This is a genomic window from Gordonia sp. B8661-1 (genome assembly GCF_059427765.1).
This window is the reverse complement of the sequence record NZ_JCAHRL010000001.1, coordinates 432,613-458,948: the sequence shown is the minus strand read 5'-3', so window position 1 is coordinate 458,948 and position 26,336 is coordinate 432,613. Positions and strand designations below refer to the sequence as shown.

The 26,336-nt window shown below is 66.4% G+C and carries 23 protein-coding genes and 1 tRNA gene; 19 read left to right on the top strand and 5 right to left on the bottom strand.

The annotated features are described in order from the left end of the window. Nucleotides 1-116 precede the first annotated feature (116 nt). The 5 genes from AC4JJG_RS02145 (at nucleotide 117) to AC4JJG_RS02125 (ending at nucleotide 6,478) form a co-directional block, all read left to right on the top strand. A complete protein-coding gene (locus tag AC4JJG_RS02145; RefSeq protein ID WP_495399161.1) occupies nucleotides 117-1,670 on the top strand; it encodes a S1C family serine protease in 1,554 nt (517 codons plus the stop codon). A gap of 82 nt (nucleotides 1,671-1,752) precedes the next feature. After that, nucleotides 1,753-2,337 carry a MogA/MoaB family molybdenum cofactor biosynthesis protein gene (locus AC4JJG_RS02140; RefSeq protein WP_495399162.1) on the top strand — a complete coding sequence of 195 codons (585 nt, stop codon included), beginning with the start codon at nucleotides 1,753-1,755 and terminating at the stop codon, nucleotides 2,335-2,337. Nucleotides 2,338-2,991: 654 nt separating this feature from the next. After that, the gene (locus tag AC4JJG_RS02135) at nucleotides 2,992-3,633 is read left to right on the top strand and encodes an MspA family porin (protein WP_495399163.1); all 642 of its coding nucleotides are present in this window, start codon (nucleotides 2,992-2,994) and stop codon (nucleotides 3,631-3,633) included. Between the two features lie 70 nt (nucleotides 3,634-3,703). After that, on the top strand, nucleotides 3,704-4,384 hold the full coding sequence (locus AC4JJG_RS02130) for an MspA family porin (protein ID WP_495399164.1): 681 nt from the start codon (nucleotides 3,704-3,706) through the stop codon (nucleotides 4,382-4,384). 216 nt (nucleotides 4,385-4,600) lie between these two features. Next, complete coding sequence (locus AC4JJG_RS02125; RefSeq protein ID WP_495399165.1) at nucleotides 4,601-6,478, top strand: ABC transporter ATP-binding protein; 1,878 nt, start codon at nucleotides 4,601-4,603, stop codon at nucleotides 6,476-6,478. A gap of 950 nt (nucleotides 6,479-7,428) precedes the next feature. Here AC4JJG_RS02125 and mscL read toward each other — a convergent pair. After that, the gene (gene mscL / locus AC4JJG_RS02120; RefSeq protein WP_495399166.1) at nucleotides 7,429-8,127 is read right to left on the bottom strand and encodes a large conductance mechanosensitive channel protein MscL; all 699 of its coding nucleotides are present in this window, start codon (nucleotides 8,125-8,127) and stop codon (nucleotides 7,429-7,431) included. Nucleotides 8,128-8,363: 236 nt separating this feature from the next. Beyond that, a complete protein-coding gene (locus tag AC4JJG_RS02115; RefSeq protein ID WP_495399167.1) occupies nucleotides 8,364-9,056 on the bottom strand; it encodes an SAF domain-containing protein in 693 nt (230 codons plus the stop codon). A gap of 422 nt (nucleotides 9,057-9,478) precedes the next feature. Here AC4JJG_RS02115 and AC4JJG_RS02110 point away from each other — a divergent pair, with 422 nt between their 5' ends. Continuing rightward, on the top strand, nucleotides 9,479-9,850 hold the full coding sequence (locus AC4JJG_RS02110) for an FmdB family zinc ribbon protein (protein WP_495399168.1): 372 nt from the start codon (nucleotides 9,479-9,481) through the stop codon (nucleotides 9,848-9,850). Nucleotides 9,851-9,883: 33 nt separating this feature from the next. On the opposite strand, the gene AC4JJG_RS02105 is transcribed toward AC4JJG_RS02110, so the two are convergent. Continuing rightward, nucleotides 9,884-10,456 (bottom strand): 5-formyltetrahydrofolate cyclo-ligase, encoded by a 573-nt coding sequence (locus tag AC4JJG_RS02105; RefSeq protein ID WP_495399169.1) that lies wholly within the window; start codon nucleotides 10,454-10,456, stop codon nucleotides 9,884-9,886. Nucleotides 10,457-10,561: 105 nt separating this feature from the next. On the opposite strand from AC4JJG_RS02105, the gene AC4JJG_RS02100 reads away from it, so the two are divergent. The 8 genes from AC4JJG_RS02100 (at nucleotide 10,562) to AC4JJG_RS02065 (ending at nucleotide 18,310) form a co-directional block, all read left to right on the top strand. Beyond that, a complete protein-coding gene (locus tag AC4JJG_RS02100; protein ID WP_495399170.1) occupies nucleotides 10,562-11,515 on the top strand; it encodes a UTP--glucose-1-phosphate uridylyltransferase in 954 nt (317 codons plus the stop codon). 147 nt (nucleotides 11,516-11,662) lie between these two features. Further along, on the top strand, nucleotides 11,663-12,967 hold the full coding sequence (gene glp, locus AC4JJG_RS02095; RefSeq protein WP_495399171.1) for a molybdotransferase-like divisome protein Glp: 1,305 nt from the start codon (nucleotides 11,663-11,665) through the stop codon (nucleotides 12,965-12,967). Nucleotides 12,968-13,018: 51 nt separating this feature from the next. Then, nucleotides 13,019-13,675, top strand: a complete 657-nt coding sequence (locus AC4JJG_RS02090; protein WP_495399172.1) for a GNAT family N-acetyltransferase — start codon at nucleotides 13,019-13,021, stop codon at nucleotides 13,673-13,675. A gap of 47 nt (nucleotides 13,676-13,722) precedes the next feature. Further along, nucleotides 13,723-14,379, top strand: a complete 657-nt coding sequence (locus tag AC4JJG_RS02085; RefSeq protein WP_495399173.1) for an SIMPL domain-containing protein — start codon at nucleotides 13,723-13,725, stop codon at nucleotides 14,377-14,379. 274 nt (nucleotides 14,380-14,653) lie between these two features. Beyond that, nucleotides 14,654-16,048, top strand: coding sequence for a SepX/GlpR family protein (locus AC4JJG_RS02080; RefSeq protein WP_495399174.1), 1,395 nt, complete (start codon nucleotides 14,654-14,656; stop codon nucleotides 16,046-16,048). 220 nt (nucleotides 16,049-16,268) lie between these two features. Further along, complete coding sequence (locus AC4JJG_RS02075) at nucleotides 16,269-16,718, top strand: hypothetical protein (RefSeq protein ID WP_495399175.1); 450 nt, start codon at nucleotides 16,269-16,271, stop codon at nucleotides 16,716-16,718. A gap of 735 nt (nucleotides 16,719-17,453) precedes the next feature. Continuing rightward, nucleotides 17,454-17,816, top strand: a complete 363-nt coding sequence (locus AC4JJG_RS02070) for a hypothetical protein (RefSeq protein ID WP_495399176.1) — start codon at nucleotides 17,454-17,456, stop codon at nucleotides 17,814-17,816. Then, complete coding sequence (locus tag AC4JJG_RS02065; RefSeq protein ID WP_495399177.1) at nucleotides 17,813-18,310, top strand: immunity 49 family protein; 498 nt, start codon at nucleotides 17,813-17,815, stop codon at nucleotides 18,308-18,310. The genes AC4JJG_RS02070 and AC4JJG_RS02065 overlap by 4 nt, the downstream gene beginning before the upstream one ends. Before the next feature lie 256 nt (nucleotides 18,311-18,566). Here AC4JJG_RS02065 and AC4JJG_RS02060 read toward each other — a convergent pair whose 3' ends face one another. Continuing rightward, on the bottom strand, nucleotides 18,567-19,553 hold the full coding sequence (locus tag AC4JJG_RS02060; RefSeq protein WP_495399178.1) for a hypothetical protein: 987 nt from the start codon (nucleotides 19,551-19,553) through the stop codon (nucleotides 18,567-18,569). 137 nt (nucleotides 19,554-19,690) lie between these two features. On the opposite strand from AC4JJG_RS02060, the gene AC4JJG_RS02055 reads away from it, so the two are divergent. After that, nucleotides 19,691-20,014, top strand: coding sequence for a hypothetical protein (locus AC4JJG_RS02055; RefSeq protein WP_495405735.1), 324 nt, complete (start codon nucleotides 19,691-19,693; stop codon nucleotides 20,012-20,014). Between the two features lie 251 nt (nucleotides 20,015-20,265). Further along, nucleotides 20,266-20,769 (top strand): helix-turn-helix domain-containing protein, encoded by a 504-nt coding sequence (locus AC4JJG_RS02050; RefSeq protein WP_495405742.1) that lies wholly within the window; start codon nucleotides 20,266-20,268, stop codon nucleotides 20,767-20,769. A 225-nt stretch (nucleotides 20,770-20,994) separates the two neighbouring features. Here the strand turns inward: AC4JJG_RS02050 and AC4JJG_RS02045 are convergent. Beyond that, nucleotides 20,995-21,067, bottom strand: a tRNA-Ala gene (locus AC4JJG_RS02045). A 122-nt stretch (nucleotides 21,068-21,189) separates the two neighbouring features. Between AC4JJG_RS02045 and AC4JJG_RS02040 the strand changes: the two genes are divergently transcribed. From AC4JJG_RS02040 to AC4JJG_RS02030, 3 genes are all read left to right on the top strand, one after another. Then, nucleotides 21,190-21,945 (top strand): hypothetical protein, encoded by a 756-nt coding sequence (locus AC4JJG_RS02040; RefSeq protein WP_495399180.1) that lies wholly within the window; start codon nucleotides 21,190-21,192, stop codon nucleotides 21,943-21,945. Nucleotides 21,946-22,090: 145 nt separating this feature from the next. After that, nucleotides 22,091-24,526, top strand: a complete 2,436-nt coding sequence (locus AC4JJG_RS02035) for a patatin-like protein (protein WP_495399181.1) — start codon at nucleotides 22,091-22,093, stop codon at nucleotides 24,524-24,526. Between the two features lie 253 nt (nucleotides 24,527-24,779). Beyond that, nucleotides 24,780-26,294: a DEAD/DEAH box helicase gene (locus tag AC4JJG_RS02030; protein ID WP_495399182.1), complete on the top strand. Its 1,515-nt coding sequence runs from the start codon at nucleotides 24,780-24,782 to the stop codon at nucleotides 26,292-26,294. The last annotated feature ends 42 nt before the right edge of the window (nucleotides 26,295-26,336 follow it).

Here is a 26,336-nt window from a genome sequence, read left to right as displayed (position 1 = left end):
CCCCTAGGGTGAGGAAATACCAGCGTGTAAGCCCGGCCGGGCGGCGGCCGTCTGTGGGAGACCACAGTAGGCCGGCGGGGGACGTTCGCCGGGACGACGACGAGGTGAGGACGACTATGACGAGTGGTGGAGCAGGCGGATCGGGCACCGACGATCCCGGACGATATGGCCCCGGTGACGGATCCTCCGGTGCCGGGTACCCGGGCGCGTATCCCGGATACTCCGGCGGTGCACCGCATTCCGGGGGATCCCATGAGTCGCCGGGCGGCACGTTCGGCTCGCCCGCACCGGGCACCCCGTCCTACGGGGAGACCTATGGTCGTGCGCCCGATCAGTTTGGTGCCCAATCCGATTCGGGGCCGTCGACGGGAGGCTTCGGTGCGGTGCCGTCGTCGTACGGTGCGCAGGACCCCTACGGCATGCCGGCCTACGGTTCGCCACGGCCGCAGGGCACCTCGCCCTACGACGCGGGCCCCTATGGCACGCAGCAGTTCGCCGGACGGAACCCGGCCCACGGCGGTGCCCCGCACCCGGGTGACCCTCGGCCGCGGAGGTCCGGCGGTGGCGGCAAGGCGGCACTGCTCGCCGGGGCGCTGATGCTGACCCTGGTGGCCGGCGGTGTCGGTGGCGTGGTCGGCGCCCAGGTGGCCGACCGTGACGACGAGTCGTCCTCGACGTCGTCGCAGGGGCCGATCGGCGGCGACCCGAAGGCGGGTCAGGCGGCGCAGGTGCCTGCTCCCGCGGGGTCGGTGCAGGATGTCGCCGCCAAGGTGCTGCCCTCGGTGGTGTCACTCGATGTCACCGACGGCCAGCAGGCCGGTGAGGGGTCGGGCATCATCCTGTCCAAGGACGGCGTCATCATGACCAACAATCACGTCATCAGCGCGGGCGGTTCCCGGCCCGGACAGGTCGTCGTGAACTTCAACGACGGCTCGCGCGCCGATGCGAAAGTGCTCGGCTTCGACCGGATCTCGGACATCGCCGTCATCAAGGTGGACCGCAATGACCTGAAGGCCATCGAGATCGGGACGTCGAAGAATCTCGCGGTCGGCCAGGACGTCATCGCGGTCGGTGCGCCCCTCGGACTGCAGGGCACCGTAACCACCGGCATCATCAGCGCGCTGAACCGGCCGGTCTCGACCTCCCGCGAATCGGGCACCACCTCGGTGATCGACGCGATCCAGACCGATGCCGCCATCAACCCGGGCAACTCGGGCGGTGCGCTCGTCAACGCGAAGGGCGCGCTCATCGGCGTGAACACCGCGATCGCCACGCTCGGCGGCGGTGGCGCCGGCGCGGGCAGCCCCACCGGCAGCATCGGCCTGGGCTTCGCCATCCCCATCGATCAGGCCAGGCGCGTCGCCAACGAATTGCTCAAGGACGGCAAGGCGACGCAGGCCGGGCTGGGCGTCTCGGTCCGGTCGAGCCCGAATCCGCAGCAGCCGGGCGCCGAGGTCTCCGCGGTCACGCCGAACGGCCCGGCCGCCAAGGCGGGCATTCCGAACGGCGCGATCGTCACCCGCGTCGACGACCGCGTCATCGCCACCGGTGATGCGCTGGTGGCCGCGGTGCGTTCGCACGCGCCCGGCGACACCGTGAGCGTCACCTTCGTCGAGGACGGACGCGACCGCACCGTCCAGGTGACCCTGGAGGAACTGCAGACGAACTGACCCCGGTCATGCGGTCCCGCACCGTCATCGGCAGCCCGGCATTTCTCCCCTCCCGACACAGCACATCAGAAAGGCGCAGACCATGAACGACACCGGACGCACCACCATCGACCCCGACGATGTGGTGGCCGCCGACGCCGCAGCCCGCGACTTCGTGGCCCGTCACGACCGTGATGGCGCCGCCGCCGATGCCGAGGTGGGACGCGCGCTGGTGGTGGTCGTCGACGACCGCGCCGCGCACGGCGAGGAGCACCAGTCCCTCGGCCCGCTGGTGGGGGAGTTGCTCGCGGAGGGCGGTTTCCACGTCGATGCGACGGTGGCGGTGCCGGGTGACGAGGTGGAGATCCGCAACGCGCTCAACACGGCGGTGATCGGCGGTGTCGATCTGGTGGTGTCGGTCGGTGGTGTCGGTGTGGCGGCGCGAGACGTCGCACCGGAAGCCACCGAGCCGCTTCTGGACCGTCGGCTGGCGGGCATCGAGGAGGCCATCCGGAGTTCGGGGCTGGCCGCCGGGGCCACCGATGCCGGTTTGTCGCGGGGCCTGGCCGGCATCTCCGGGCAGACGCTCGTGGTGAACCTGGCCAGTTCGCGGGCCGCGGTCCGCGACGGCATGGCCACCATCACCCCTCTGGCGACGCACGTCATCGAGGACATCAGCGAGTTCTGAGACCGCATCCATGCGATAACGGCTATGGACCCGAACGGGTGTGGTCGGGTATATGACGTGACCTCAACCGTGTAATGACGATCACATGATGGAATCCCAGGTTGACCAGCAATTCTGACGAGACGGAACGTTCCTCCGGCGCGTGGCGCAGACGCCGGAGGCTCGATGACGTCTTCGGCGACGACATTCCGGACCTCCCTTCGGACGAATGTGATGAAGGTCACAAAGGGACGTCCAGGGAGTGGTTTGAGTCCAATCGGCCACCCCACTACGAATGATCCGGCAGCCTCGCGCGAGGCGGATAGCAGCGTGTTTTCGTGCTGTTAACCCAGCCGAAACTGCTGATGGCAAACCGTTCGTTCGCAATCGTAGGGACGGGATTACGACACGTGCGATCGCATCTGTTGCTGGTCTAGATATCGCTCCGATAACGTTCCGATCTGACAGTGAAATCGGTGCTCAGGGGGCACCGGTGGAATGTCCTGAGATCTGTCGCGATGGGGCTCGCGTCAGTGACCGGGGGTGTGCGGGAAGGCAACTTCCATCGGGCCGAATGATTTTCGGTGCGGGGCGGGGGTCCGCAACCCAGATGTTCGACTCGAGGTGCACGCCGGTGTGCATCGCGAAAAACGTGAATCCTGTGAGAGGGAACGAATGAGCAAGTTCAGCAAGCTGGGTCTGCGTCGCGCAGTCGGTGCCAGCGCCATCGCTGCCGTGGCAGCCATCGGAATGGGCAGCCTGGGGGCCGGCGGCGCGGCTGCTGCTCCGCTGCCCAACGGTTACAAGAAGGCTGTCGGCGTCGACGGCGAGGTCATCCAGACCTGGCGTACCCACGAGTCGTCGCAGCCGGCGCACTCGGTTGCGAACAATGGTGTCGGTCGCGCAGCCGTCGTCTCCGGTACCTACACCGTGAAGCCCAGCAAGGGCGTTAACGGCAATCTGGCCGTCAAGGTACTCATCGGTTGCCAGATCGACATTTCCGGCCTGTCGGCTGATTTGGGCGGATCGCTCAACATCTCGGGCGGCTCATTGAGCGCAGGCATCTCGCTTCCGCTGAGCCCCGGTCAGGTCAAGGTTGCCGACGTGACCGACGTCGACTTCAAGGCGGGCAAGCCGGGAGCGATCCAGCTCGAGCGTTTTCAGATCAACGTCGAAGGCTGCGGTGGCTACGCCTCGGCCCGCACGATCACCAAGGTGATCGCGGCCAAGGGCTACAACACCGATGACGGCACCGTCAACGGTGAGGGCACCCTCATCCAGTCGACCCTGTACGGCAAGCCCTTCAGTCTCAACTGATCCGGCGCAGAAACTCAGCTCACTCTGACTTATCTGCCCTGAGCAGATGGAACTTTTCCGAAGGGGAATCATGAAGAAGATCAACACTCGCGTCGCCGCCGGTGTCGGCCTCGCCGGTGCCGCGATCATGGGCCTGACCAGCCTGGGTGCCGGTGGCGCCGCAGCCGGTCCGCTGCCCGGCGGTTTCGTGTCCAAGACGCTCGTCGACGGCACCAAGGTGAACGTTCGCCTGTCCGGCGAGTTCGTCAACATCCAGCGCGCTGTCACCAACATTCCGACTAGCCGCGAGGTCTGGGTGTCCGGCAAGGTCAAGGTCAGCGTCAGCGGCCAGGCGGACGGTGGCTCCATCACCGCGGGCTACATGGTCGGCTGCCAGGTGAATATTGGTGGCGAGGCAGGCGCTGGCGCCGCGCGTGACTTCACGATTGATCAGAATGGTATCGCGGACGGGGGCTGGAGTGACGGCGGAAAGCCTGGCGGCAACGCGAAGGTGACGCTTGCTCCCGGCCAGGCAACCTACGTCCCGATCATCAACACCACCTCCGGTGACAACAAGTCCTACAAGGACTACGAGGTCAACGACTACACCTTCAAGGGTAAGTCGGGCGGCGTCGTCTACAGCCAGGAGAAGTTCGGCATCGACACCTGCGCCGGTCACGCCTCGGCCAAGGCCGTCGTGAAGGTCAAGGTCAAGACCGACTCGGTGAAGTCGGTCGTGACCCTGTACGGCAAGCCGTTCAGCCTGGGCTGATCGCCCGCGAGCGGCCCAGTGCCGCACGCACATTCGCATCACCGCCACCGGGGTGGGATCGCAGCAGCGGTCCCACCCCGGTGGTCTTTTCTGTCCGGCGGCTGTGATGTCGGCGTGCGTCTCCTGCCGGATGCCTGTTTCCGCGGTGCCGCTCGATATCCTCGGATGCGGGTCATGATGCGCGAGTGAAGCCCCTCGCACCGGAAGGAGTGTCGGGTGTCTGGTGCATCCTCGACCAGGGACGGTCCGGCGGGGGACGTGGATTCGCGGGTCGGCTCCGATGATCCATACGACGGCGATCCGTACGACGATCAGCCGCACGCCCTGACGGTGTTCTCCGCCATCCGGCGCTTCGCCCCGGTCCTCGCCGGGCAGCGCTGGAAGCTCGCGCTCACCGTGCTGCTGATGTTCGTCGAGGTGGGCACCAGCGTCATCACCGTCGCGGTCTTCGCGCATATCACCGACTCCGTGCTGGTGACCGGTGACCTCTCGGCACTGTGGGTGCCGCTGGCCGTCTGGGTCGGTGTCACGCTGATCGGGGCGTTCGTCGGCTGGGTCGCCGACGTGCTGGGCGGTGTCGTCACCGAACGGATCCTGTTGCGGCTGCGCGACCGCGTGTATCAGCACACCCAACGACTCGCCCCGCACACCCGCAGGCGCTTCGAGGCCGGCGACCTCATCGCGCGCCACAGCGGCGACGTCGACGAGATCGAATACCTGGTGTCGTCGGGTGTGGTGGCCGCGATCGTCGCCATCGGCAGCGCCCTGGTCTACTCGATCGCTGCGTTCGTCACCAACTGGAAGCTGGCGCTGGTCGCGTTTCTGCTCGCGCCGCTACTCGCCGTGGTGTCCCGCCGCTTCGGCCGGGTCGTCAAGGATGCCGCGCGACGCGAACGAAAGGCCAATGGCCGCATCATGTCCCGCGTGCAGGAGGGCGTGACCCACGCCGTGGCCATCGCCGCCGACAATCAGTCGCGCCGCGACCGTCTGCGCGTGCTGCGGGAGAGCCGTCTGTGGCGGGACGCCCGCGTCACCGAGTTGCGGGCCAACGCCGCGTTCGGGCAGACCGTCGCGATCATCGAGATGCTCTGCATCATGGCCGTCATCGTGGTCGGTGCCTGGCAGATCTCCGAGGGTGCCGCGACCATCGGCACCCTCATCGCCCTCACCGGCTATCTCGGCTACCTGTATCCGCAGATCCAGTCCCTGGGCACCCTCGCCGTCTCCATCACGTCGGCCACCGCGAGTGCCGAACGCGTGGCACAGGTGCTCGACGCACCGGTCGGTGTCGCCGACCCGGCCGACGCCGAGGACCCCGAACAGGTTGCGCTGGCCCACGATTCGGTCGACGACCCGCTCGATACCCCCGCCGCCGGCGCCGCGTCCAGCGCCGTGGCACGCACCGCTGCCATCGCGTTCGACGCCGTGACCTTCGGATATCCCGACGAGACCACCGATGCCCTCGACGGTCCGCACGCGGTGCTCGACGCCGCATCGGTGACGATCGAATCGGGCGACTTCGTGGCGCTGCTGGGGGAGAGCGGCGCGGGCAAGTCGACGCTCATGTATCTGCTACTGCGGTTCTACGATCCGTGGTCGGGCGAGATCCGTTTCAACGGAACGGATCTGCGTGACATGCCGGTCCACGAACTGCGGGAGCACATCGCGGTGCTGCCGCAGCGGCTCGCGCTGTTCCACGGCACCGTCGCCGAGAACATCGCCTACGCCCGGCCGGACGCCACCGAGGCACAGATCCGCGCCGCCGCCGAGGCCGCCGACGCACTCGAATTCATCGAGGAACTGCCCGACGGCTTCGACGCCGTCCTGCGCGACGATGCCTCGAATCTCTCTGGCGGACAACGACAACGGATCGGTCTCGCCCGGGCGATTCTGCGTGATTCGCCGCTGCTCATCCTCGACGAGCCGACCACCGGCCTCGACGCAGCGACCACGCGCCGGGTGATGGAGCCGCTCGTCCGGCTGGCGCGGTCACGCACGACCGTCCTCATCACGCACGATCCGGCGGTGGCCGCCGTCGCCGACTACACACTCACCATCGTCGACGGGCGCATCGTCGGTGGCGACGGGACGTAGCCTATTCGTTAGGAGCGCGAAAAGGACGGCCCCACAACGGATGTTGCGGGGCCGTCCTCACCTGTCGCGTTCGGTCAGCTTCCGAAGAAGAGGAACGGCAGGCGGCGGTGACGGTGGTGATCGTCGTGATGACGATGTCCGCGTCCACGCGGCGGGTGGGGGCGTCCGCGCCAGCGGCCGCGAGGTCCGTCATGGCCGGGTCCACGGCGGCGTCCGCCGCGATCGGGGTGAGGCATTGCAGTCCTTCCGTCGGGAAATACGCGTGGGACGTTGTGGGGCAACGATTCCCGGTTTCGGACTTTAGCCACCGCAGTTACCGGCGACAAGGACGTTGCGGATGAGAGGGGTCGATGACCCTGCACGCCACGAGCAAATGTGTCGAGGGTCACAGTCGTGACATCGTCGACGCGGATGCGGAACGGCGAATGGCGCGCACCCGGAAGTGGGTGCGCGCCCTTCGGTGTACGGCCGTCTAGCTGCTGCCGACGAAGGGGAACGGCCGCGGACGCGGGCGGGGACGCGGCGCCGGGCGGCGACGCTCCTCGTGGCGCGGGCGCTCGGTGCGCGGGTTGTGACGACGGCGATCACCGTGCGGCATGTGGACCTCCACTGTTGTGTCACGACGGATGTGCGGTGCCGGAGCGCGTGACGATCTCTGCCGGCCCTCACGAAGTTAGGTGTGCAACCTTGCGGCTCCCTGTGCACCGGCCTGCCAACTCCCTGACAGGGCCCGTGGTCCTCGATGCTCGAGCGCCGTCTCGCTGCTCGAGTCGCCGTCTCGCTGGTCGAGTCGCCGTCTCGCAGGTTGAGTCGCCGTCTCGCTGGTCGAGTCGCCGTCTCGCTGGTTGAGTAGCGACGTACGAGCGAAGCGAGTCCGCCGCGTACCGAAACCTCCGCACATACAAAAGGACCCACGCCCGGCGAACGTGGGTCCTTCTGGTGTCGGTCGATCAGCGGGAGTGACGTCCCTGCGGGTCGTCGAATCCGCCCGGGTACTGGCCGCCCTGCGGCCCGCCCTGGGGGTACTGCTGCGGCGGGTACTGCTGGCCGCCCGGCTGACCACCCTGCGGGTAGCTGCCCGGCTGGGGGTAGCTACCGGGTGCCGGCTGCGGCGTCGGGTAGGGCGCGTTGGCCGGCGACGTGGCTCCCGCGGGGGGAGTGGTCAGTCGCTGCGTGCCCGGATCGAGCGGCTGGCCGCCCGTGGGTGCGCCCGGATCGCGCAGGTGATCCGGCAGATCCGACTGCGCCTCGGCCTTGGCCTTGGAGCCACCCTCCGGATCGAGCAGGTCGCGGATCTCGGTCAGCAGCGCGACCTCGGTGACCTCGCTCTTCTTGCCGAAGCCGCCCAGGTCGGCCAGCTTGTTGTACGGCACGATGATGATGAAGTACACGACCGCGGCGACGATGATGAAGTTGATCGCGGCGGTGATCAGGGTGCCGATGTCGACGAACGTGGCCGGCTTGTCGCTGATGATCTGGAAGCCCAGGCCCTTGCCCGCGTCACCGCCGGGGATGGCGGCGATGAGGGGCTTGATGATGCCATCGGTGAATGCCGTGACGATTGCAGTAAAGGCAGCGCCGATGATGACCGCGGTGGCCAGCTCGATCACATTGCCCTTGAGGATGAAATCCTTGAATCCCTTGAGCACGGTGTGCGGTCCTCTCCTCTGTGGTTTCCCGCTCTTGTTTCAGGTAATTCGCCGGGTCCACCGGTACCGGGGTGCGGTCCGATGGTCGAAAATTCGTAACGAACTCTCAAACCCTATACAGGATCGTAAACGACCCGTGCATTGTTTCGCGCGACGATGGGTCGAACCACGCCCGCGTGCCGCGATTTGCCATATGCGCGTACGCATTTACCGGTCTGTGCGTTCGACGGGCTTCCTCAGTGCATCACCACGGCCAATGAGGCGTCCAGGCCCGCGGTGGCAACGCGGTGCGCGGCACTCTCGCCCATCGCGAGCAGCAGTGGCCTCGCCGCGGATCTGCTGGTGGTGAGCCCACCGGTCGGCGAAACACCGGATGTCAACGCCACCACCGCATCGCGAGCCAGCACCTCACCGCGCAGCGGCTCGCCGGAATCGGATCGCTCACCACTCGCGGCCAGCACATCGACCACGTCGCCTTCGCGGAGCAGTTCCGCGGCCGACTGGTCGGCGAGATGGATGGGGACAAGCCGGGCGTCGGTACGTCCGGTGAGTTGCGCGGGCAGACGAGGCGAGAGAAGCCGTGCGTCCGTGATGATTTCTCCCGCACGGATGCGTCCGGCGGTGGTATGGCCGACGACGTCGCCGAGCATTCGCGGTGTGCCCGTGGGGATCAGCCCGCCCGGGATCTCGCGGTCCTCGAGATCGGTTGCGGCGACGGGATATCCGGGACGCAGGTCGTGGGCGGCGACCAGTACTGTCCGGGCGCCGGAGTCGCGGTGGTCGGCGATCATGATCACCGCCGCGACGATCACCATGCCGACGGCGGCGGTCCGCCGGATGAGAACGGCGCGAATCCATCCGGGCCGCAACGCCGCTCGCATGCGGTCGATCAGACGCGGCGACAACGGGTTGCGGGAGAAGAACGTCATGCGCGCAACGTAGCGCCGCGCGGCGACGGAATCGCCGGGCGTTCGGCCGGCCTGTGGATACACCGCCGAATCCGTAGGGCTGTGGACAACGCGGTGCTGTTGCGGGTCACGCCGGCGCCCGATATGGGCGAATTGTTCTATTCGCGGTTCATGTCGATCACTTTCTTCGGTCTATTTCGCTCACCGTTGCGGACATCGACGACCTGCCCGGATCGTCGTGATCGCCACCCCGGCGATTGTCATCGGAAGCACCATCGGCGGCGCTCCTCGCGCGCACCGACGTCCTGTGTGGGGCTCCTACGACCGCACCGGATCACTCGCCGTCGGCCGACCGTGACCAGCCTGCTTGGCACTCGGAATGTCTGAGTGCCAAAGTCGGTTAGACTGGACAACGTTTCATGACTTTCTGCGGAGGTAAAGCGGTGCCCACCTACTCATATGCGTGTACCGAGTGCGACAACAAGTTCGACATCGTCCAGTCGTTCTCCGATGACTCGCTGACCGAGTGCCCGGAGTGCTCCGGACGCCTGCGCAAGCTGTTCAACTCGGTCGGCATCGTCTTCAAGGGCAGCGGCTTCTACCGCACCGACTCGCGCCCCGGGTCGAGTTCGTCCGAGTCCGGGTCGTCGTCGAACAGTTCCGACAGTGGCTCGAAGAGCAGCTCCGACAGTGGGTCGAAGAGCACCGGCGACTCGTCCTCGAAGAGCTCGGACAAAAAGTCGTCGTCCTCGTCGTCCTCGTCCTCGTCGTCTTCCGACAAGTCGAAGAGCACGTCGAGCGCCGCAACATCCTGACCCGGAGCCTCCTGACCCGTTCGGACGGCGCGGCTACTCGACGCGCCGGAATCCGCCGCCCGGCGTGAGAATCCAGCCCACGCGCACATCGTGCGGATGGGCCGGTACCTCGTCGACGACCTCGTCGTCATAGACCACACCCACGAGCTCGCCGGTCGCCGCGCCGAGCGTGCGATCGTAGTAGCCGGCCCCGCGGCCCAGCCGGTTGCCGGCGGCATCGATCGCCAGCGCGGGAATGAAGATCACCGAGGCGGCCTCCACGGCGTCGGGGCCGAGCCGATCTCCGGTGGGTTCCGGGATGTCCCAGCGTCCGTCCTTCAGAGACGACGAATTGCCGTCGTAGCGAACCCAATCCAGCGCCGCGGGCGGGCCGTCCGGGACGACCGGCACGATCACCGACACCCCGCGATCGAGAAGCGCGTCGAGTAGCGCGAGCGACCCGGGTTCACTGCCGAAGGGGATGTAGGCGGCCACCGTCACGTCGTATTCGAGCCGGAACGGCGCCGAATAGACCCATTGCGCCAGATTGCCTGCCGCCTCCTCGCGGGAGTAGAGCGGCAACGATGCGCGGCGTTCCTGAATTTCCGCGCGCAGACGGTCTTTCATCGAGCTCCTCGAGCTTCGGGTCCCGCGGTGTGGGACAGCGGCGCCGACACGGTCGGTACACGCCTCGGGAGGAACCGGCCAGTGATCCGCACTAGGGTGTCCTCCATGACATCCAGCGACGTGAGCAAGCCTACCGAGGACGCGGCCTTCGCGTCCGCCTCGGACACGCCGCCCATCCCGCGGACCGCGGTGGTCCCCGCAGCGGGCCTCGGCACCCGATTTCTCCCGGCCACCAAGACGGTGCCCAAGGAGCTGCTCCCGGTGGTCGACACCCCGGGAATCGAGCTGGTCGCCGAGGAGGCGAAGTCCGCGGGCGCCGAACGTCTGCTGATCGTCACCTCACCGGGCAAGGACGGCGTGGTCGCGCACTTCGTCGAGGATCTGGTGCTGGAGAACACCCTGGCCAAGCGTGGCAAGGCCGCCATGCTCGCGAAGGTGCGGCGTGCACCATCGCTGCTCGAGGTGGCGTCGGTGGTGCAGGAAAAGCCGCTGGGCCTCGGCCATGCGGTGGGCTGTGTGGAGCCGTATCTCGACGACGACGAGGACGCGATCGCCGTCCTGCTGCCCGACGACCTGGTGCTGCCCGGTGGTGTGCTGGAGGTGATGGCCCGCACCCGGGCGCGCCGCGGCGGATCGGTGCTGTGTGCCATCGAGGTGCCGCACGAGCACATCAGCGCCTACGGGGTCTTCGACGTCGAAGAGCTCCCGGACGCGCACGACCCCAACGTGATGCGCCTGCGCGGCATGGTGGAGAAGCCCGCACCCGAGGACGCACCATCGAATTTCGCGGCCGCGGGCCGGTACATCCTGGACCGCAAGATCTTCGACGCGCTGCGCCGCATCACACCGGGGGCCGGGGGAGAGCTCCAGTTGACGGATGCGATCGCGCTGCTCATCGAGGAGGGGGAGCCGGTGCACGTCGTGGTGCATCGCGGCACGCGACACGACCTGGGTAACCCGGGCGGATACCTGAAGGCGGCCGTGGACTTCGCTCTCGACCGGGACGACTACGGTCCGGAACTGCGGAGTTGGCTGCAGAAGCGGCTCGAACAGGAATGAACCGGCGCCGATCTGTGGCACAGTGCATCCCGCGCGCCTGACACGGCGCACGGTGCCCGGGTATTAGGGTCGCACGCGAGGTGTATCCCATCGGGCGGACAGGCGTGGGCCGGACGTGGTGGGACCGGATAGCTGGCGAGAGGTGACATGCGGTCGGTCGAAGATCATCTGACGCGGGTGACCGCGGCTGCGGTGGCGCCGCGGCCGGTGCGGGTGGCGATCTCCGAGGCGCAGGGCCTGATGTGCGCCGAGGAGGTGCGCACCGAACGGCCGATGCCCGGATTCGATCAGGCCGCTATCGACGGCTACGCGGTACGTGCGGTGGACGTCGACCTGGCGGGCACGACCGCTCCCGACGACCTCGAGGACTTCGATTCCGGTGGAGCCGAGCTGGTCGACCTGACGGCGGGTGAGCCCATCATCGTGGAGTTGCCGGTGGTCGGTTCGGTGGAGCCGGGCGCCCGGACACCGACCCGTTTGCAGCCGCGACAGGCCGTGCGGGTGGAGACCGGTGCACCGATGCCCACCCTGGCCGACGCGGTGGTGCCGGTGCGGTGGACCGACGGCGGCGACTCGCGTGTGAAGGTCGGGCACGGTGTGGAGAGCGGCGATTACGTGCGTCGCGTCGGCGACGACGTGCAGCCCGGTGACGTCGCGGTGCGCGCCGGATCGATCATCGGGCCCGCACAGGTGGGTCTGCTCGCAGCGGTGGGACAGCCACGCGTGCTGGTGCATCCGCGGCCGCGGCTGTCGGTGATCTCCATCGGCAGCGAGCTCGTGGACATCGACCGGTCACCCGGCCCCGGACAGATCTACGACGTGAACAGCTATGCGCTCGCCGCCGCCGCGCGGGATGCCGGAGCCGACGTGAACCGGGTCGGCATCGCCGAGCGGGAGACCTCCCGGATGCGCGAAGTGGTTGAGGCGCAACTCATCCGGTCCGAAATCGTGGTGATCTGCGGCGCCATCGGCGGCAGTGCGTCACGGGCCGTCGCCGACGCGCTCAGCGACCTGGGGGATCTGGAGATCGTGCGCGTCGCGATGCATCCCGGATCGGTGCAGGGCTTCGGACGGCTCGGCCGCGACGAGGTGCCGACCTTCCTGCTGCCGGCGAATCCGGTGAGTGCGCTGGTGACCTTCGAGGTGATGGTGCGTCCGCTGATCCGTATCGCCCTCGGTAAACGCCAGCCGATGCGCCGAGTCGTCAAGGCGCGCACCATCGGTCCCATCGCGTCGGTCGCGGGCCGCAAGGGTTACCTGCGCGGGCAACTCATGCGCGACGAGCGCTCCGGCGACTACCTGGTGCAGGTCATCGGTGCGTCGCCGACCGGCAGCTCCCATCTGCTGGCCGAACTCGCGGAGGCGAACTGCCTGATCATGGTGGATTCGGACGTCGAGGAGCTCGGCACCGGCGACGAGGTCGAGGTCGCCTTCCTCGCCCAGCGTGGATGAACCTGCGCCGGTCCTCCTCCGTACGGGTGACGACCACATAGACTCGTGCAGATGTTGAGGTGGCTGACGGGGGAACAGGCCGCTCCCGGTTGGCCTGCGACATTGGGGCCGCTGCACACGGGGGCCGGGGCGGTGACGCTGCGCCCGGTGAAACTCCGCGACGGTAAGACGTGGAGCGAACTCCGCATCCGTAACCAGAACACCCTGCTGCCCTGGGAACCCACCGGCGTCGGCTCCTGGGCCGAACGGCATCAGGCCAGTGCGTGGCCGCCGCTGTTCTCGGTGCTGAGGTCCGAGGCCAAACGCGGTGCGGTGCTGCCCTTCGTCATCGAACTCGACGGCCGGTACGTCGGACAGCTCACCCTCGGCAACGTCCAGCGCGGCGCGGTGCGCAGTGCCTGGATCGGCTACTGGATCGACTCCGCTCACTTCGGCAAGGGAATCGCCACGGCCGCAGTCGCTTTGGGAGTCGACCATGCCTTCGGCGCGGTCGGCCTGCATCGGTTGGAGGCAACCGTGCAACCGGACAACATCGCTTCGCAGGCGGTGTTGACGAAGGTCGGTTTCCGGCGTGAAGGTCTGCTGGAGCGGTACATGGACGTGAACAAACGGTGGCGCGACCATCTGCTGTTCGGTCTCACGATCGAGGAGATCGTCGGCAGTGCGGCGGACACCCTCGTCCGCTCGGGCCGCGCCACGTTCCGGTAGATCGCGACCGCCCACATCGATGTGCGGCGGCACGTATCGTCGGCGGTATGGCGCAGTTGGAGATCCTGGTCCGCGGTGAGGCGACACGTCGGTATCCGCCGGAGGTCGCCCGGCTGCACGCGAGTGTGTACTTCGAGGGCGGCGACCGCGACGCGGTGTACCGCCACGCCGTTGCCGCGCACGGGCCGATCGTCGCCGCGCTCGAGGAGTACGCCGAGTCGGGTGTCGTGCAGGAGTGGTACAGCGACAGCGTGCGGGTCTTCGGACGGCGGCCCTACGACGACAAGGGCAGGCCGGCGAAACCCGTGTACTCGACCCGAATCGGGGTGCGCGCGGAATTCGTCGACTTCGAGAAACTGTCGGAATTCCTCGACGACTGGGCCGGCGCCGACGGTATCGAGATCGGCGGCATCGCATGGGACGTCACCGACGACAATCGGCGTGCCTACGAACGGGAGGTGCGCCGCGACGCGGTCGACGAGGCGGTCCTCAAGGGGCAGGCCTATGCCGACGCGGTCGGTCGAGGGCCGGTCGAGGTGGTGCGGCTGTCCGATCCGGGCGTCAACAACGGTCCGGTGTACGCGGACATGCAGTTGATGGGCGCCCCGGAGCGCACCCGGGGTGGTGGTCGGCCGTCGATGGAACTACGGCCCGAGGACGTCACGGTCTCCGTCGACGTCGAGGCGAGGATGATCGCCCAGTGAGTGCCTCCCGCTGATCGAACCGCGCCGCGTCGCCCGGTCCCGACGCTGATCGAGTAGCGTCCGGGCGCAGCGAGGCTGCCCGGTCCCGACGCTGATCGAGTAGCGTCCGAGCGCAGCGAGGCCGCGTATCGAGATCCCTCCCGCTCCGACTGAGAGCACTCTGTGAATTCACGAAATGTGTCCGGCCCCGGCGCGTCTGCGCAGGCCGACGCACCTGCGCGCCTAGATTATGGAGTGGCCTCGTGTAACCAGAGTGAACAGAAGGGAGAGTCGCATGCCGAACTCAGTCTTGTGGGTCTGCCTTGTTGCCGTCTGGCTATTCGTGCTGGTTCCGATGGTTCTGAAGGGTCGCCCGCAGATGCGGAAGACGACCGATGCGGCCAAGGAGACCCGCGTGGTGCATCGCGGCGGTACCCGCGCGCGCCGCACCAGCCGCCGGTCGTCGGCGGCCCATCCGCATGATCCGTCGTGGAAGCCCTCGACGACCCGCCGCACCGCCGCGGCCACGGCCGTCGCCGACGACGATGCCGACACCGATGAGAACGACACCGACGCAACGGATTCGGATGCAACCGATTCCACAGCAACGGATTCCGGCGAGACGGTGAACGTCCGTCGCGCGACCGGCGAGCACGTGTCCGCTCCGGTTGCCGACGGCACCACCGACGATCGTGACGACACCGACGATCTCGTCGATGCCGATCACGAGAACGAGGTCGAGGCGGACGCGACCGATGAGACCGATGACGAGGTGATCACCGTCGACGGCGAGTTCGTCGGTGCGGACTTCGATGACGAGGCCGAGACCGAGGTCGACCCGGACGTCGTCGATGCCGAGATCGCCGAGACCGAGACCGACACCGCCGACACCGAGATCACGACGCAGATCCCGCGGGTCGAGGACGAGTCGGATGCTGAGGAGTCGGAGTACGACCAATCCGACTATGACGCGGACGAGTACGCCGAATCCGATGAGTACGACGCGGACGACGACTACGAGGCCGACGATGAGTACGACCTTGACGATGACTACGACGACGATGACTACGACGACGATGACTACGACGACGATGACTACGACGACGACGCCGAGTACGAGGATGCCGAGTACGACGATGCCGAGTATGACGACGACTTCGAGGAGTCGGACGAGTACGACGACGACGTCGAGGAGGAAGCGCCGGTAGCGGCGTCCGATCCGAACGTTCGCCGGTCGCGGCGCGGCGCGTACGAGCCGGATGCCCAGCGCGTCGCCATGCGGTACCGGGAGCGTCAGCGAGTGCTGATCGGCTTGGTCGCGCTGTTGCTGGTGGCCATCGTCGCCGGGGTCGTCGCCGGACTGCCCGGCTGGATCGGCACCGGTGTCGTCGCGGTCGGCCTGATCGCCTACCTGGCCTACCTGCGCCGGGTGACCGTGACCGAGCAGCGCATCCGCATGCAGCGGGCGGCGCGTGCCCGTCGTGCCCAGCGTCAGGAGGCCGAACGGCTCCGTCGCGAGGAGTCGGTGCCCGAGTTCGCCGCGACGCCCCCGCCTCCGCGTCTGCGCCGCCCCGGCGGTGCCGTCGTCCTGGAGATCGACGACGAGGATCCGGTCTTCGAGCACCTGCCGCCCTATCAGAGCCGCCGCATCATGCGGGAGACCGACGACCTGCGCCGCACCGCCGTCTGATCCCCGCTTCCGATCCACGCCCGGCCCCGCTCAGCGACTCCGATTGCAGAACGCAATCCGACTCGCTGAGCGGTGGTCGTTGTGGACGTTCGAGCGAGCGGGTGTCACCAGATCTGGTGGCCACGCGTTCACTGATATAACTCCGGGGAGAGATTGCCTGCGTTGCGTTCATCAGGGACGTGATCACCGCACGGCGACACTGACTTTCGGGGGGATCCGAATGAGCAAAAGATTGATCGCAGGATTGTCGGCGACCGCGGCGGTGGCCACCGGGCTCGTGGGCGGCGTGCTGGGTGCCGCGCCGGCCGACGCGGCACCGCGCCCGTACGCCAAGGTGTGCGTGCAGAATCCCGGCGGAAGCCCGTACAACGGACCGATCTCCCTGATGACCGACGGCGGACTCTTCAACCTGGGGCGGCAGGTCTTCACCCATCAGCGCCCGAACGGGTGCACCACGTTCTACGGTCTCAAGCCGCGTCACACGTACTGGATCGTCGCGCAGCTGCAGGTTGAGTCCTGCCAGAAGGGCAGCATCTCCAACGGCGAGACATTCACCTACGGCAGCGACCGAAGCCTGGTCGCGAGCTCCCGGAAGAAGCGCGCACCGAAGTCCGGGCTGGTCAACTACGGACGTCTCACGGTGCAGATGCACACCAAGAGCTGCGCCTGATCGTCGAAGAGTCCACAACCGTCACCGCTCAGTTGCCTCGGTCGCATTATGCAGCCGGAGTCGCTGAGCGGTCCCCGTTGTGGACGGGTTCGGCCGTGCCTGGATCAGTTGAGCACGGCGTCCCGGAACCATTCGCTCATGCACTCGACCACGTGGAATCTGCCGCTGATCTAGGTTCAGAATGTCTAGGAGGTTCAATGGCTGCGCTTGATGAACTCGTCGCAGTACTCCCGCCACCTCCGAAACTATGATTGGACGCCGACAGAGGAGCGTCTTGGAGGTGCGAATTCCTGATGACTCAAAGAATAGAGTGCCGTATATGGCGATTCTCTGTTCTGTGATGCGATTAGTTTGTTCCATCCAAGCGAATTTCCTACGTAGATCTGGCCGATAAGACGATCCGATTCCGAGAGTTTTTCTCGATGGAAGGTCTTGGACAGGTACCTGACGCTCTTCCTGAAGGCGCCGTTATTGACGCAGGTACGTTGATTTCCTGGGGGGAGTCGCCGGGCGGCGACCACTACCTCTGGATGCGCACCGGCGCCGCCGACAGACCCACCTCGGACAATTGACCCCACTGGAATACGAGACCATCATGACCACACCAGCCAGTCAGGCCGCGTGACCAAAACTGTCACCTGATCGTGTAGCAGACGCAAGCCCGAGTGGGACCGATTAGAGACTGGGCGGGATACTACACCCGGCATTTCGATATCGGCTGAGATGAGGATGGGCATGCGCATTGTTGCTCGACACGAACTAGGGATGTCTGCAAGTGAGCTCGACCGTTTGGCGAACGAGTCTGAGGAAGCCACTCAGTCGCTGTATGACCTGTTGACCTCACAACCGGAGCTCGTTCTGCCGCAGGTGGCGTATGGCGCCGCTGCCGGTGCTCAGTTTCGGTTTGGCGTGGACCCTCGCGGCGAGGCGGACGCGACTCGGCTGCCTGCCCGGCGCACGGCGCAGCTTCATGTGGCGATGTTACAGTTGGCGGCGATCCCAGCTGGTGAATCTTTTGTGATCGAACTGGATTCGGGTGGATTGGAAACCCACGGCATTGGTTCGTCGACGAGTGTGACGACGGGGGGGCGTGGTTGACGGCCTACTGGTGGGCGCGAGCATCCCGTAACGGGACTGCGCTCGAGGTCTTGGCTGCTGTTGATCCGGCCGCACTGGCGCGCACAGGTGGGTATGACCGGGCGATGCTGGCGCTGGTGAGGATCCTCCAGGCCAGAGATGCCGGCGACGAGTCGTGGCCGCGGCAGGTGAGCGAGGCGCTTCCGGTGGTGGCTGAACCGACGGTCGTCAGCCGCGACGAGGCGCAGCTGCTGCAACTGGATCTGTTCGGGGTGTTGACGGCCATTGGTGATCAGGATCAATTCACCGATCAACTCGTAACCGCACTGCGCAACTACGGCATCTACTGGTCGGCCACCGACGAGCGGCGGGCAGATCCACGGGGATTCTCATCGCTACCGATTCTCGGACTTGCGGCGTTGGCTGCTGATGAAGGCATGCGGATCGAGGTTGAATCCGGCTATCTGCCAGCGAGTTTGGTTGATGATCCGCCGTGGATGTTCGAGCTGAGCTGAACGAAGTGCTCTTTGTGCACGAGAAAGAATCTGAACTAGATGACGGAGCGGGAACAGGCGTTCACGCGCCTCAATAAGGACATTGCACGTGCCGCTAAACGCGGTGGCGTACCGTCTCGGGAACTCCACGGCGCGGCGAAGAGTAACCGAGAGCGGCGCTGGCTGACATCGCAGCGGGTCTCAGTCAACGCGACTGGGGCATGCTCTATCTCGTTGCCCAGCGCCGGTTCTTGATCACACTCCAGCTCCAGCAGCTTCAATTCGATTGGGCATAGTCGATGTGGTGATATCGTTCAGCGATTACTTGCAGGGCGAGCATTGTTGCCACCGTGAGGTTCACGACCAGGCATGCCCAGGCGACCCAGTCCGAGAGGGGTGGGAGCCCGCCACTCCAGATCAGGAACTCACCGAACCACGCAACAGCAGCCGAGAGCACCAGAGCGAATACCCCGTGGCTGCGTTCAATGTGCAGGCCGGTCACCACCGACCACAGGATTGCCAGAAACAAGGCGATACCCACTAAGTACTGGGCGGCGGGCCACGGTTCGGCGAGTTCGAAGAGTAGCCCGGCAGAGACCATGGCGATCATTATGGACAGGAGCTTGCCCGAGATAAACCAGGCTGGCTTCGCACCACGCGCGGGATCCAGTCCAACGATCTCTAGCAGCATACGGCGGAGTGTCGAGCGCCAGGAATGCCGCAATGCATCCACTAAGGTAATAGTGAGCATCAGGCAAAATCCCACCATCAGAACGTATCCGAGAACTGTTAAAAGTAGGCCTAGTGCGATGTTCTCGTCGTTGATCGTTCCGAAATGCTCCTCAAAAAATGGACTTGGCCTCCACCACTCCAACAAGATATTGAGCGTGAGCATCGCAGGTGCGACTACTGCAGGACGACAGAATCGTGCAATATGTCGATACCACCAAGCTGAGAAACGGCGGCCAGCGGCCAGCCGCATGCTGTCGGCTGACGATGCGAACCGTCGAAGCTCGTCTTTGTCTGCTGCTAACCCCATCCACATAAGGATGAACATCGCTAAAGCACCGGCTGCGGCCTGGAATATCACTTCGCCAACCGTGTTGCTTGCGACGACTAGCCAGATTGCCGCGAACGGGCTGATCGCTGCGCACCAGAAGAACGGACGCCCCTGGCCGTGGATTGATTCGACAAAGGCTGTCCAGGTGTTCCGCGTCGCTGCCACCAGCGAAATTGCGGGAGATGCTTCGTCAGCCGGGCTCATGAGTGCAGGCTACGTCGCATCACCGACATTTCGCGGCCTGCTTGAGAAACGGCCTCTTCCCTCGTCGGTGTGCTGGGGTCGTTTAAGTGGAGCACATCTTCGTGTTCGCCGACCGCAACAGCACCGAGGAGGTCGCTATGTCCACACGCTACGCCGTCAAGGGCGTCACAACACTGCCGGTACCGCTGCACGCTCAGCTGTCGGTCATCTCTGGGCTGCGCGGCCACAGCGTCGGTGGCGAAGTGCTCGCCGCTACCGACGCTCAAGTCGCCGACGCCAAGGAGGCACCGGAGCTCGCGGCCAAAGCCGACACCGCGTTGGCCGACGAGCAGGAAGCTGCCACCCGGCGCAGCGCCATCGCCAGCCTCTTCACGGCAACCGACGACAGCGCTCCGCTCGCCATCACGCCCCGCAGCACAGGAGGGAGGCAGGGCAAGACTGGAGGTGCCTCCTCCAAATAGACCAGCAGCAGAACGCTCTGGCCACCCCCGGATGTCGAAGTGAACCTCGTGCGAGGTCACATCGGCATCCGGGAAGTCCACGTTCGGTATTTACGAATCTTCGCCGGTGCAATCGATTTAGTGTTGTAGAAACGTAACGAGGCGTTGAATTCGTTCAACGAACGAGCGGTAATGGGAGGAAAGACAAACGGAGACAACGGAATTGGAAAGATGCAGAGCGCAATGGGTGGGCTCATAGTCGCACGGCGGCACTGGGCCTCTCGGCCAGCGAGCTGGCTCGCCGAGCGGGCATCTCGCCCGGCACGGTCACCCGACTCGGACTCGGCGGGATCGTCGAACCACGAGCCGAGAACCCGCGTTCCATCGCTGCCGTACTGGATATCCCCGCGAGCGACCTGTTTGTCTCGGTCGGCTGGCTCCCGGACGGCGAGCTGCCGACGATCCAGCCGTACCTGCGCACCAAGTACCGCGATACGCCACCTGAGGCCATGGCTGACGTCGAGGCCTACTTCGCGAAAGTCGCCCATGACTACGGCACCTGCTTCGACACACGCAGCGGTCCACGAGGGCACTTCGCGGATCGTCTCGGCTGCAACGGTTTCCGCTTGGCGCTTGGGCAGCAGGTCGAGCGAGACAACTACCAGAAGTGTTCGCCCCTTCTCTGGCACACGGGCATCAGGTCCTTTGACACGGTTGCGGGACGAGGCGGAAGTTGTGGACGCAGCCGGACGCGTCTTTGTGCTTCTCGCATGTGACCTTGGCGAGCAGGCCATCGCCTTCCATGCGCAGGTCGGATCAGGCCCCACCATCCCAAGCTGTCGATCCGCGGTGGTGCACAGCCGGTACGGCCGCCGATCTGTTCGACGACGATCTCGACGGCGTGGCGGTCGCTCTGGACACCGCGATCGAATCTACTGCGGACGCACTACGGACGGCCCAAGGCAATAAGAAATCCGCAGGCAGTTGACCTGCGATCTCTGTGGAGCTAAGGGGAATCGAACCCCTGACCTACTCGATGCGAACGAGTCGCGCTACCAACTGCGCCATAGCCCCGGGTGATCGGTTGCCCGACCAGCCGGACGCCACTTTATCAGCAGTCCCCGGGCCGGGCGCAAACCGCCGCCACGCGCAGGTTCGTGCTGCCTGAGCACCGACGATCCGGTTACCCTCGGCTCATGGCCACTGTTTCCGATGAGCGGATCATCTCTGTCCTCGATGCGGCTGTCGCCGGCATCAACCCGGTTCTGGACGTGCTGGCGGAGCGTGATCCGCTGGGGTTGAAGGGGCACACCTTTCACGACTCCGACGAGGACGATTCGAAGGTCCAGAAGGCGTTGCACCTGCTGGGTGACGCGGTGAACGTGACGGACTGGCCGGGCACCAAGGGGTGGACGGAGCGGTCGACCAACAGCAAGGCCGACTGGTGGGTGTCCCGCATCGGCACGTTCAGCACGGTGCTGGTCGCGTACCCGGGGATCTTCGGTGCGTGGGCGAAGCGGCTGCCCATCTCGTCGACGCTGGGTTTCGCCAGCCAGGCGATGGTGCTGGTGGCGATCGCGCGGGTCTACGGGGTCACCGAGCGCAGCAGGCAGGTGGAACTTCTGGCATCGGTGCTGTGTGGACGGGACGTCGTCGACGAGGTGGAGGCCAAGGCGTCGTCGACGGCCCTGCCGGCCGAGCCCGCGGCACGGAAGAAGTCGATCTTCGGTGCGGTGTGGGAGACCGCGCGCACCCTCAAGAGCCTGCAGGAGGAGATGTCGCGCAGGCCGCAGTCGCCGCGCGTGTTCCGCTGGCTCGCCTACATCCCGATCGTCGGCGCGCCCGCCATCTATCTGGGAGAGCGGTTCGCCCTGTCGCGTGCGGCGAAGGACGCGCGCAAGTGGATCGTCGATCACCCGGATTCCATTACGCACCACGACGATCAGGCCTGACCTGGTCCTCGGTGGACCTACCTGATCGGGGCGCGTGAACCACGCGTCCCGATCGAGTAGTCGGGTACGCATGTACTCGGCGGCGTATGGGGCGCATGCTGATCGGGACACTATCCGCGGGGGGAGATGTGGAAGGCGACCGAGCATGGAAGACGACCCTGCACGAATCGATTCGACCGAGCCGCGCTACCTGGAATTGCGGCTCGCCCTGGTCTGCTACGGAGGAGTGGCACTCGCCGTCTATATGCACGGCGTGACCAAGGAACTCGGCAAATTGGCGGAGGCCTCGGCCGCCTTCGACAAACTCGGCTACGACCCGGACGCCGACAATCCGTTCGCCGACGACGACACCGCCGGGACGTATTTCGACGTCTTCGCCGAACTCGCCCGGCGCGGCACGCGGTTGCGGGTCGTCATCGACATCATCGCCGGCACGTCGGCGGGCGGGATCAACGGCGTGGTGCTCGGCAAGTCGATCGCGCGGGGCGCGTCACAGGACGGTCTGAAGAAACTGTGGCTCGGCCAGGCCGACTTGAAGAAATTGTTGCGGCCCAAGGCCTTCGGCACGCTCTGGATGCGTGGTCTGGTGGCGCTGATGTTCCTGATGCTGCGGTCGGGAAAAGCGGTGTCCCCGTTGTCCGGTTCGTTCCTCAGCCGCAACCTGATCACCGCCATCACCGCGATGGACGACGGCGACGGCGACACCCTCATCGCGCAGGGACGCGGGCTCGACCTCTTCGTCACCACCACCGATCTGCACGGATATCAGTCCGTGGTCACCACGGGCGGTACCGGAATCGGCCAGCGCGCCAAGAACTTCGCGCAGGTCGTCGAATTCCGCGCCACCGAGGAGGACACCGCGCAATTCGGTCCCGACCATTCGAATGCGCTGGCCTTCGCGGCCAGGGCCACCTCCTGCTTTCCGGGCGCGTTCGCGCCGGTGAGCCTCGGTGGATTCGAGAAGGAGGCCAAGGTTTCCCTCGATGCGTCGACGGTCCGCTTCCGGGAGAACTACGAGGAGGAGGGAATCGACCCGCAGTCGTCGTGGTTCGTCGACGGCGGCCTCCTCGACAACGCACCCTTCGATCTGGCGATCGACGCCATCGCGGCCAAGCGCGCCAACAGTCAGGTGGTACGCCGGCTGCTCTACATCGAACCCGATCCCGGTGCGGCGCTCGAACTGAAGCCGGGACGCCGACGTTCCGAAGCCCCCGGATGGATGGCCGGTGTGGCGAAATCCATTCTGGGCGCGAAGGGTTCACATTCGTTCCTGTCCGAGCTGGTGAAGCTGCGCGACATGAACACCCGGATCGCGGAGATCAGTGCCATCGCGAGCTCGCAGGAGGACGTGGTGTTCGCGGCGCTCGCCGACGTGGGACTCGAGATCGTCGACGGGCATGTGCTGTATCTGCCGCCGGGTGACACCGACGAGAAACCGATCCGACTGGACGAGCCGGAGGGGCCGGGACACGAGATCCCCGACGCCGTACGGTCCGTCGCCGATCAGATGCACTACATCGCCGCCGAACGCCTCGGGCCGTCGTATCCGACGTACTGCCGGCTGAAGGCGACCGAGACGATGGAGCGCATGGCCAGGGAAGTCGTGGCACGCTTGGGTTATCCGGCACGCTCGGACCGCGCGGTCATGGTGACGTCCGCGCTGCAGGCGTGGTTGCGCAATCAGCGCATGTGGCGCGACGTGGACACCGCCGCCCTGCAGAAGTGGTTGCGGGACACCGACATGCCGTACCGCGAGCGGCGCCTGCAGTTCGTGCTGGCCGGGCTCAACGAGATGTATGCGAAGGCGGGCATCACGGTCTCCGCGGACGAACTCGACGGACTCAAGGCGGCGACCTGGGACGCGCAGGACGAGATCACCCATGCGATCCGCGAGACGGTCTCGGAGATGGACGATTCCATGATCGAATTCCTGTGTCCCGAGTCGCTGGACTCCGGAATGGTCGCGGGCCCCGAGGTTTTCGCCGCCGTGCACACCGACGAGATCGTCGCCGTCGTCGAGGAGTATCGCAAGGGACTCGGCTACCGCCTGCCCGACTACAGCGCGCGACTGTGGGTGAAGTTCACCCGGCTGACCGCGAACTGGGACGAGCGTGCACGTCTGCGGCTGCTCAGCCGTTGGCTCGGTATGCCGTTGTACGACGGCATGATCTATCCGATCGTCGCGCTGTCACGTCTGCCGCAGTATTCGCCGATCGCGGTCGCGCAGTTCAGTCCGCCGATGGCGAAACGTCTCGAGCCGCTCGAGGGCGAGCGAAAGCTCAAGGGCGCGGGGACCTTTCATTTCGGAGGGTTCTTCGATCGGGCGTGGCGCGAGAACGACTACCTCTGGGGGCGACTGGACTCGGTGGAACTCATCCTCGGTCAGATCTGTCAGGCCGCGAGAGCCAACGCGACCACCACCGTGGCATCGGCTGCGGGCGGGTCCGACGAGGACCGGACCGAGACGATCCTCACCGAAGGTCTGAGTCGGGTGCTGACGTCGGAGGGCGACCTCGACGGTGTCGGTGACCTGCGAGTTCACCTCGCCGCGCAGCTCGGTACCGGCGTCGGGGGTGCGTGATCACGGCGTTCCCGCGAGCGTGGCACTCATCACGGTGAGTGGCGTCGGCGGTTACTCATCGGTAGCCTTGGGCATGTGAGGCGTCACGGACGACCTCATCGCGTCGTAGAACGCTTCTAGGCAGGTAGTGACCTGCTCCTCGACTTCGTACGGCGAACGAACACGCACACCTGCGTCTTCGCCATCCGACACCCGGTGCCGCAATCCGGCGCCGACGCGTGTCCACAGAGAAAGACCGGACTTGTCCACACCTATGACTTTTGCGTCCCTCGGCGTGCCCGCCGAACTCGTATCCGTCCTTGCCGCCGACGGCAAGACCGAACCCTTCCGTATTCAGGCCGAAACCCTGACCGACACCCTGGCCGGCCGCGACGTGATCGGCTCCGGCAAGACCGGCTCCGGTAAGACGCTGGCCTTCGCCCTGCCGCTCGTCGCCGGGCTCGCCGAGCGCCGTGTGCGCCGCACCCCCGGTGCGCCGACGGGCCTCGTCCTGGCCCCGACGCGTGAACTGGCCACCCAGATCGCCGCCGTCGTCGTGCCGCTGGCCAAAGCCATGAACCTGACCGTCACCACCGTCTTCGGCGGTGTGAGCCAGAAGCGTCAGGAAGACGCGTTCCGTCGTGGCGTCGACATCGTCGTCGCCTGCCCGGGGCGCCTCGAAGACCTGATGGGGCAGGGTGTGGTGCGCCTCGACAACGTCGCCATCACCATCCTCGACGAGGCCGACCACATGGCCGACCTCGGCTTCCTGCCGGGCGTCACCCGCATCCTCGCGGCCACCCCCGCCGGCGGACAGCGCATGCTGTTCACCGCCACCCTCGACAACGGGGTGGACAAGGTGGCACGACGCTTCCTGAACAAGCCCAGCAAGCATTCGACCGACGACTCGACCGCGCCGGTCGCCACGATGACCCACCACGTCTTCGAGGTCGCACCGGACGCGAAGAATGCGCTGATCCAGGAACTCGCCTCCGGCCTTGGTCGTCGAATCCTGTTCACCCGGACTAAGTTCCAGGCGAAGAAGCTGGCGAAGAAGCTCAGTGACGCCGGTATCCCGGCCGTCGACCTGCACGGCAACCTGAGCCAGGCGCAGCGCGACCGCAACCTCAAGGCGTTCGCCGAGGACGTGCGCGTGCTGGTGGCCACCGACGTGGCCGCCCGCGGTGTGCACGTCGACGGCGTCGAACTCGTCGTCCACGTCGACCCGCCCGCCGAACACAAGGCGTACCTGCACCGGTCCGGACGGACCGCACGCGCGGGCAACGCCGGTGACGTCGTCACCATCTGCCTGCCCGATCAGCGACGCGACCTCGCCGGACTGCTGCGCAAGGCCGGTATCACCGTGTCGCCGCAGCGGGTCACCCCGACGTCGCCGGAGGTCACCGAACTCGTCGGCGAACACGCCGACTTCGTGGCGCCCAGCCCGAAACCGGTTGTCGCCCAGGGGCGTGCCACCGGACGCTCCGGAGGCGGACGCGGTACGGGTCGTCGGCGGACGGGTTCGGGCCAGGGACGATCGGGCGAGCAGAGCCGTTCCGGCCAGGGACGCTCGGACGGCGGTCGTCGTCCGGCGGCCTCCGTTGACGGCTCGGGCCGGTCACGGTCGGGGCAGCCCCGTTCGGCCGGTCAGACCCGCTCCGATCAGCCGCGACGTTCGGGTCAGTCGAGCCGTTCGGCACGATCCGGCCATCCCGGGAACGCCGGCCAGGGCCAGCGGAACCGTTCGGGTCAGCCCGGACGCCGTCGTGCCGCCGGCAGTCATTCCTGACCCACAGAATCTTCACCTCACAGCAGGGCCGACTGGATAATC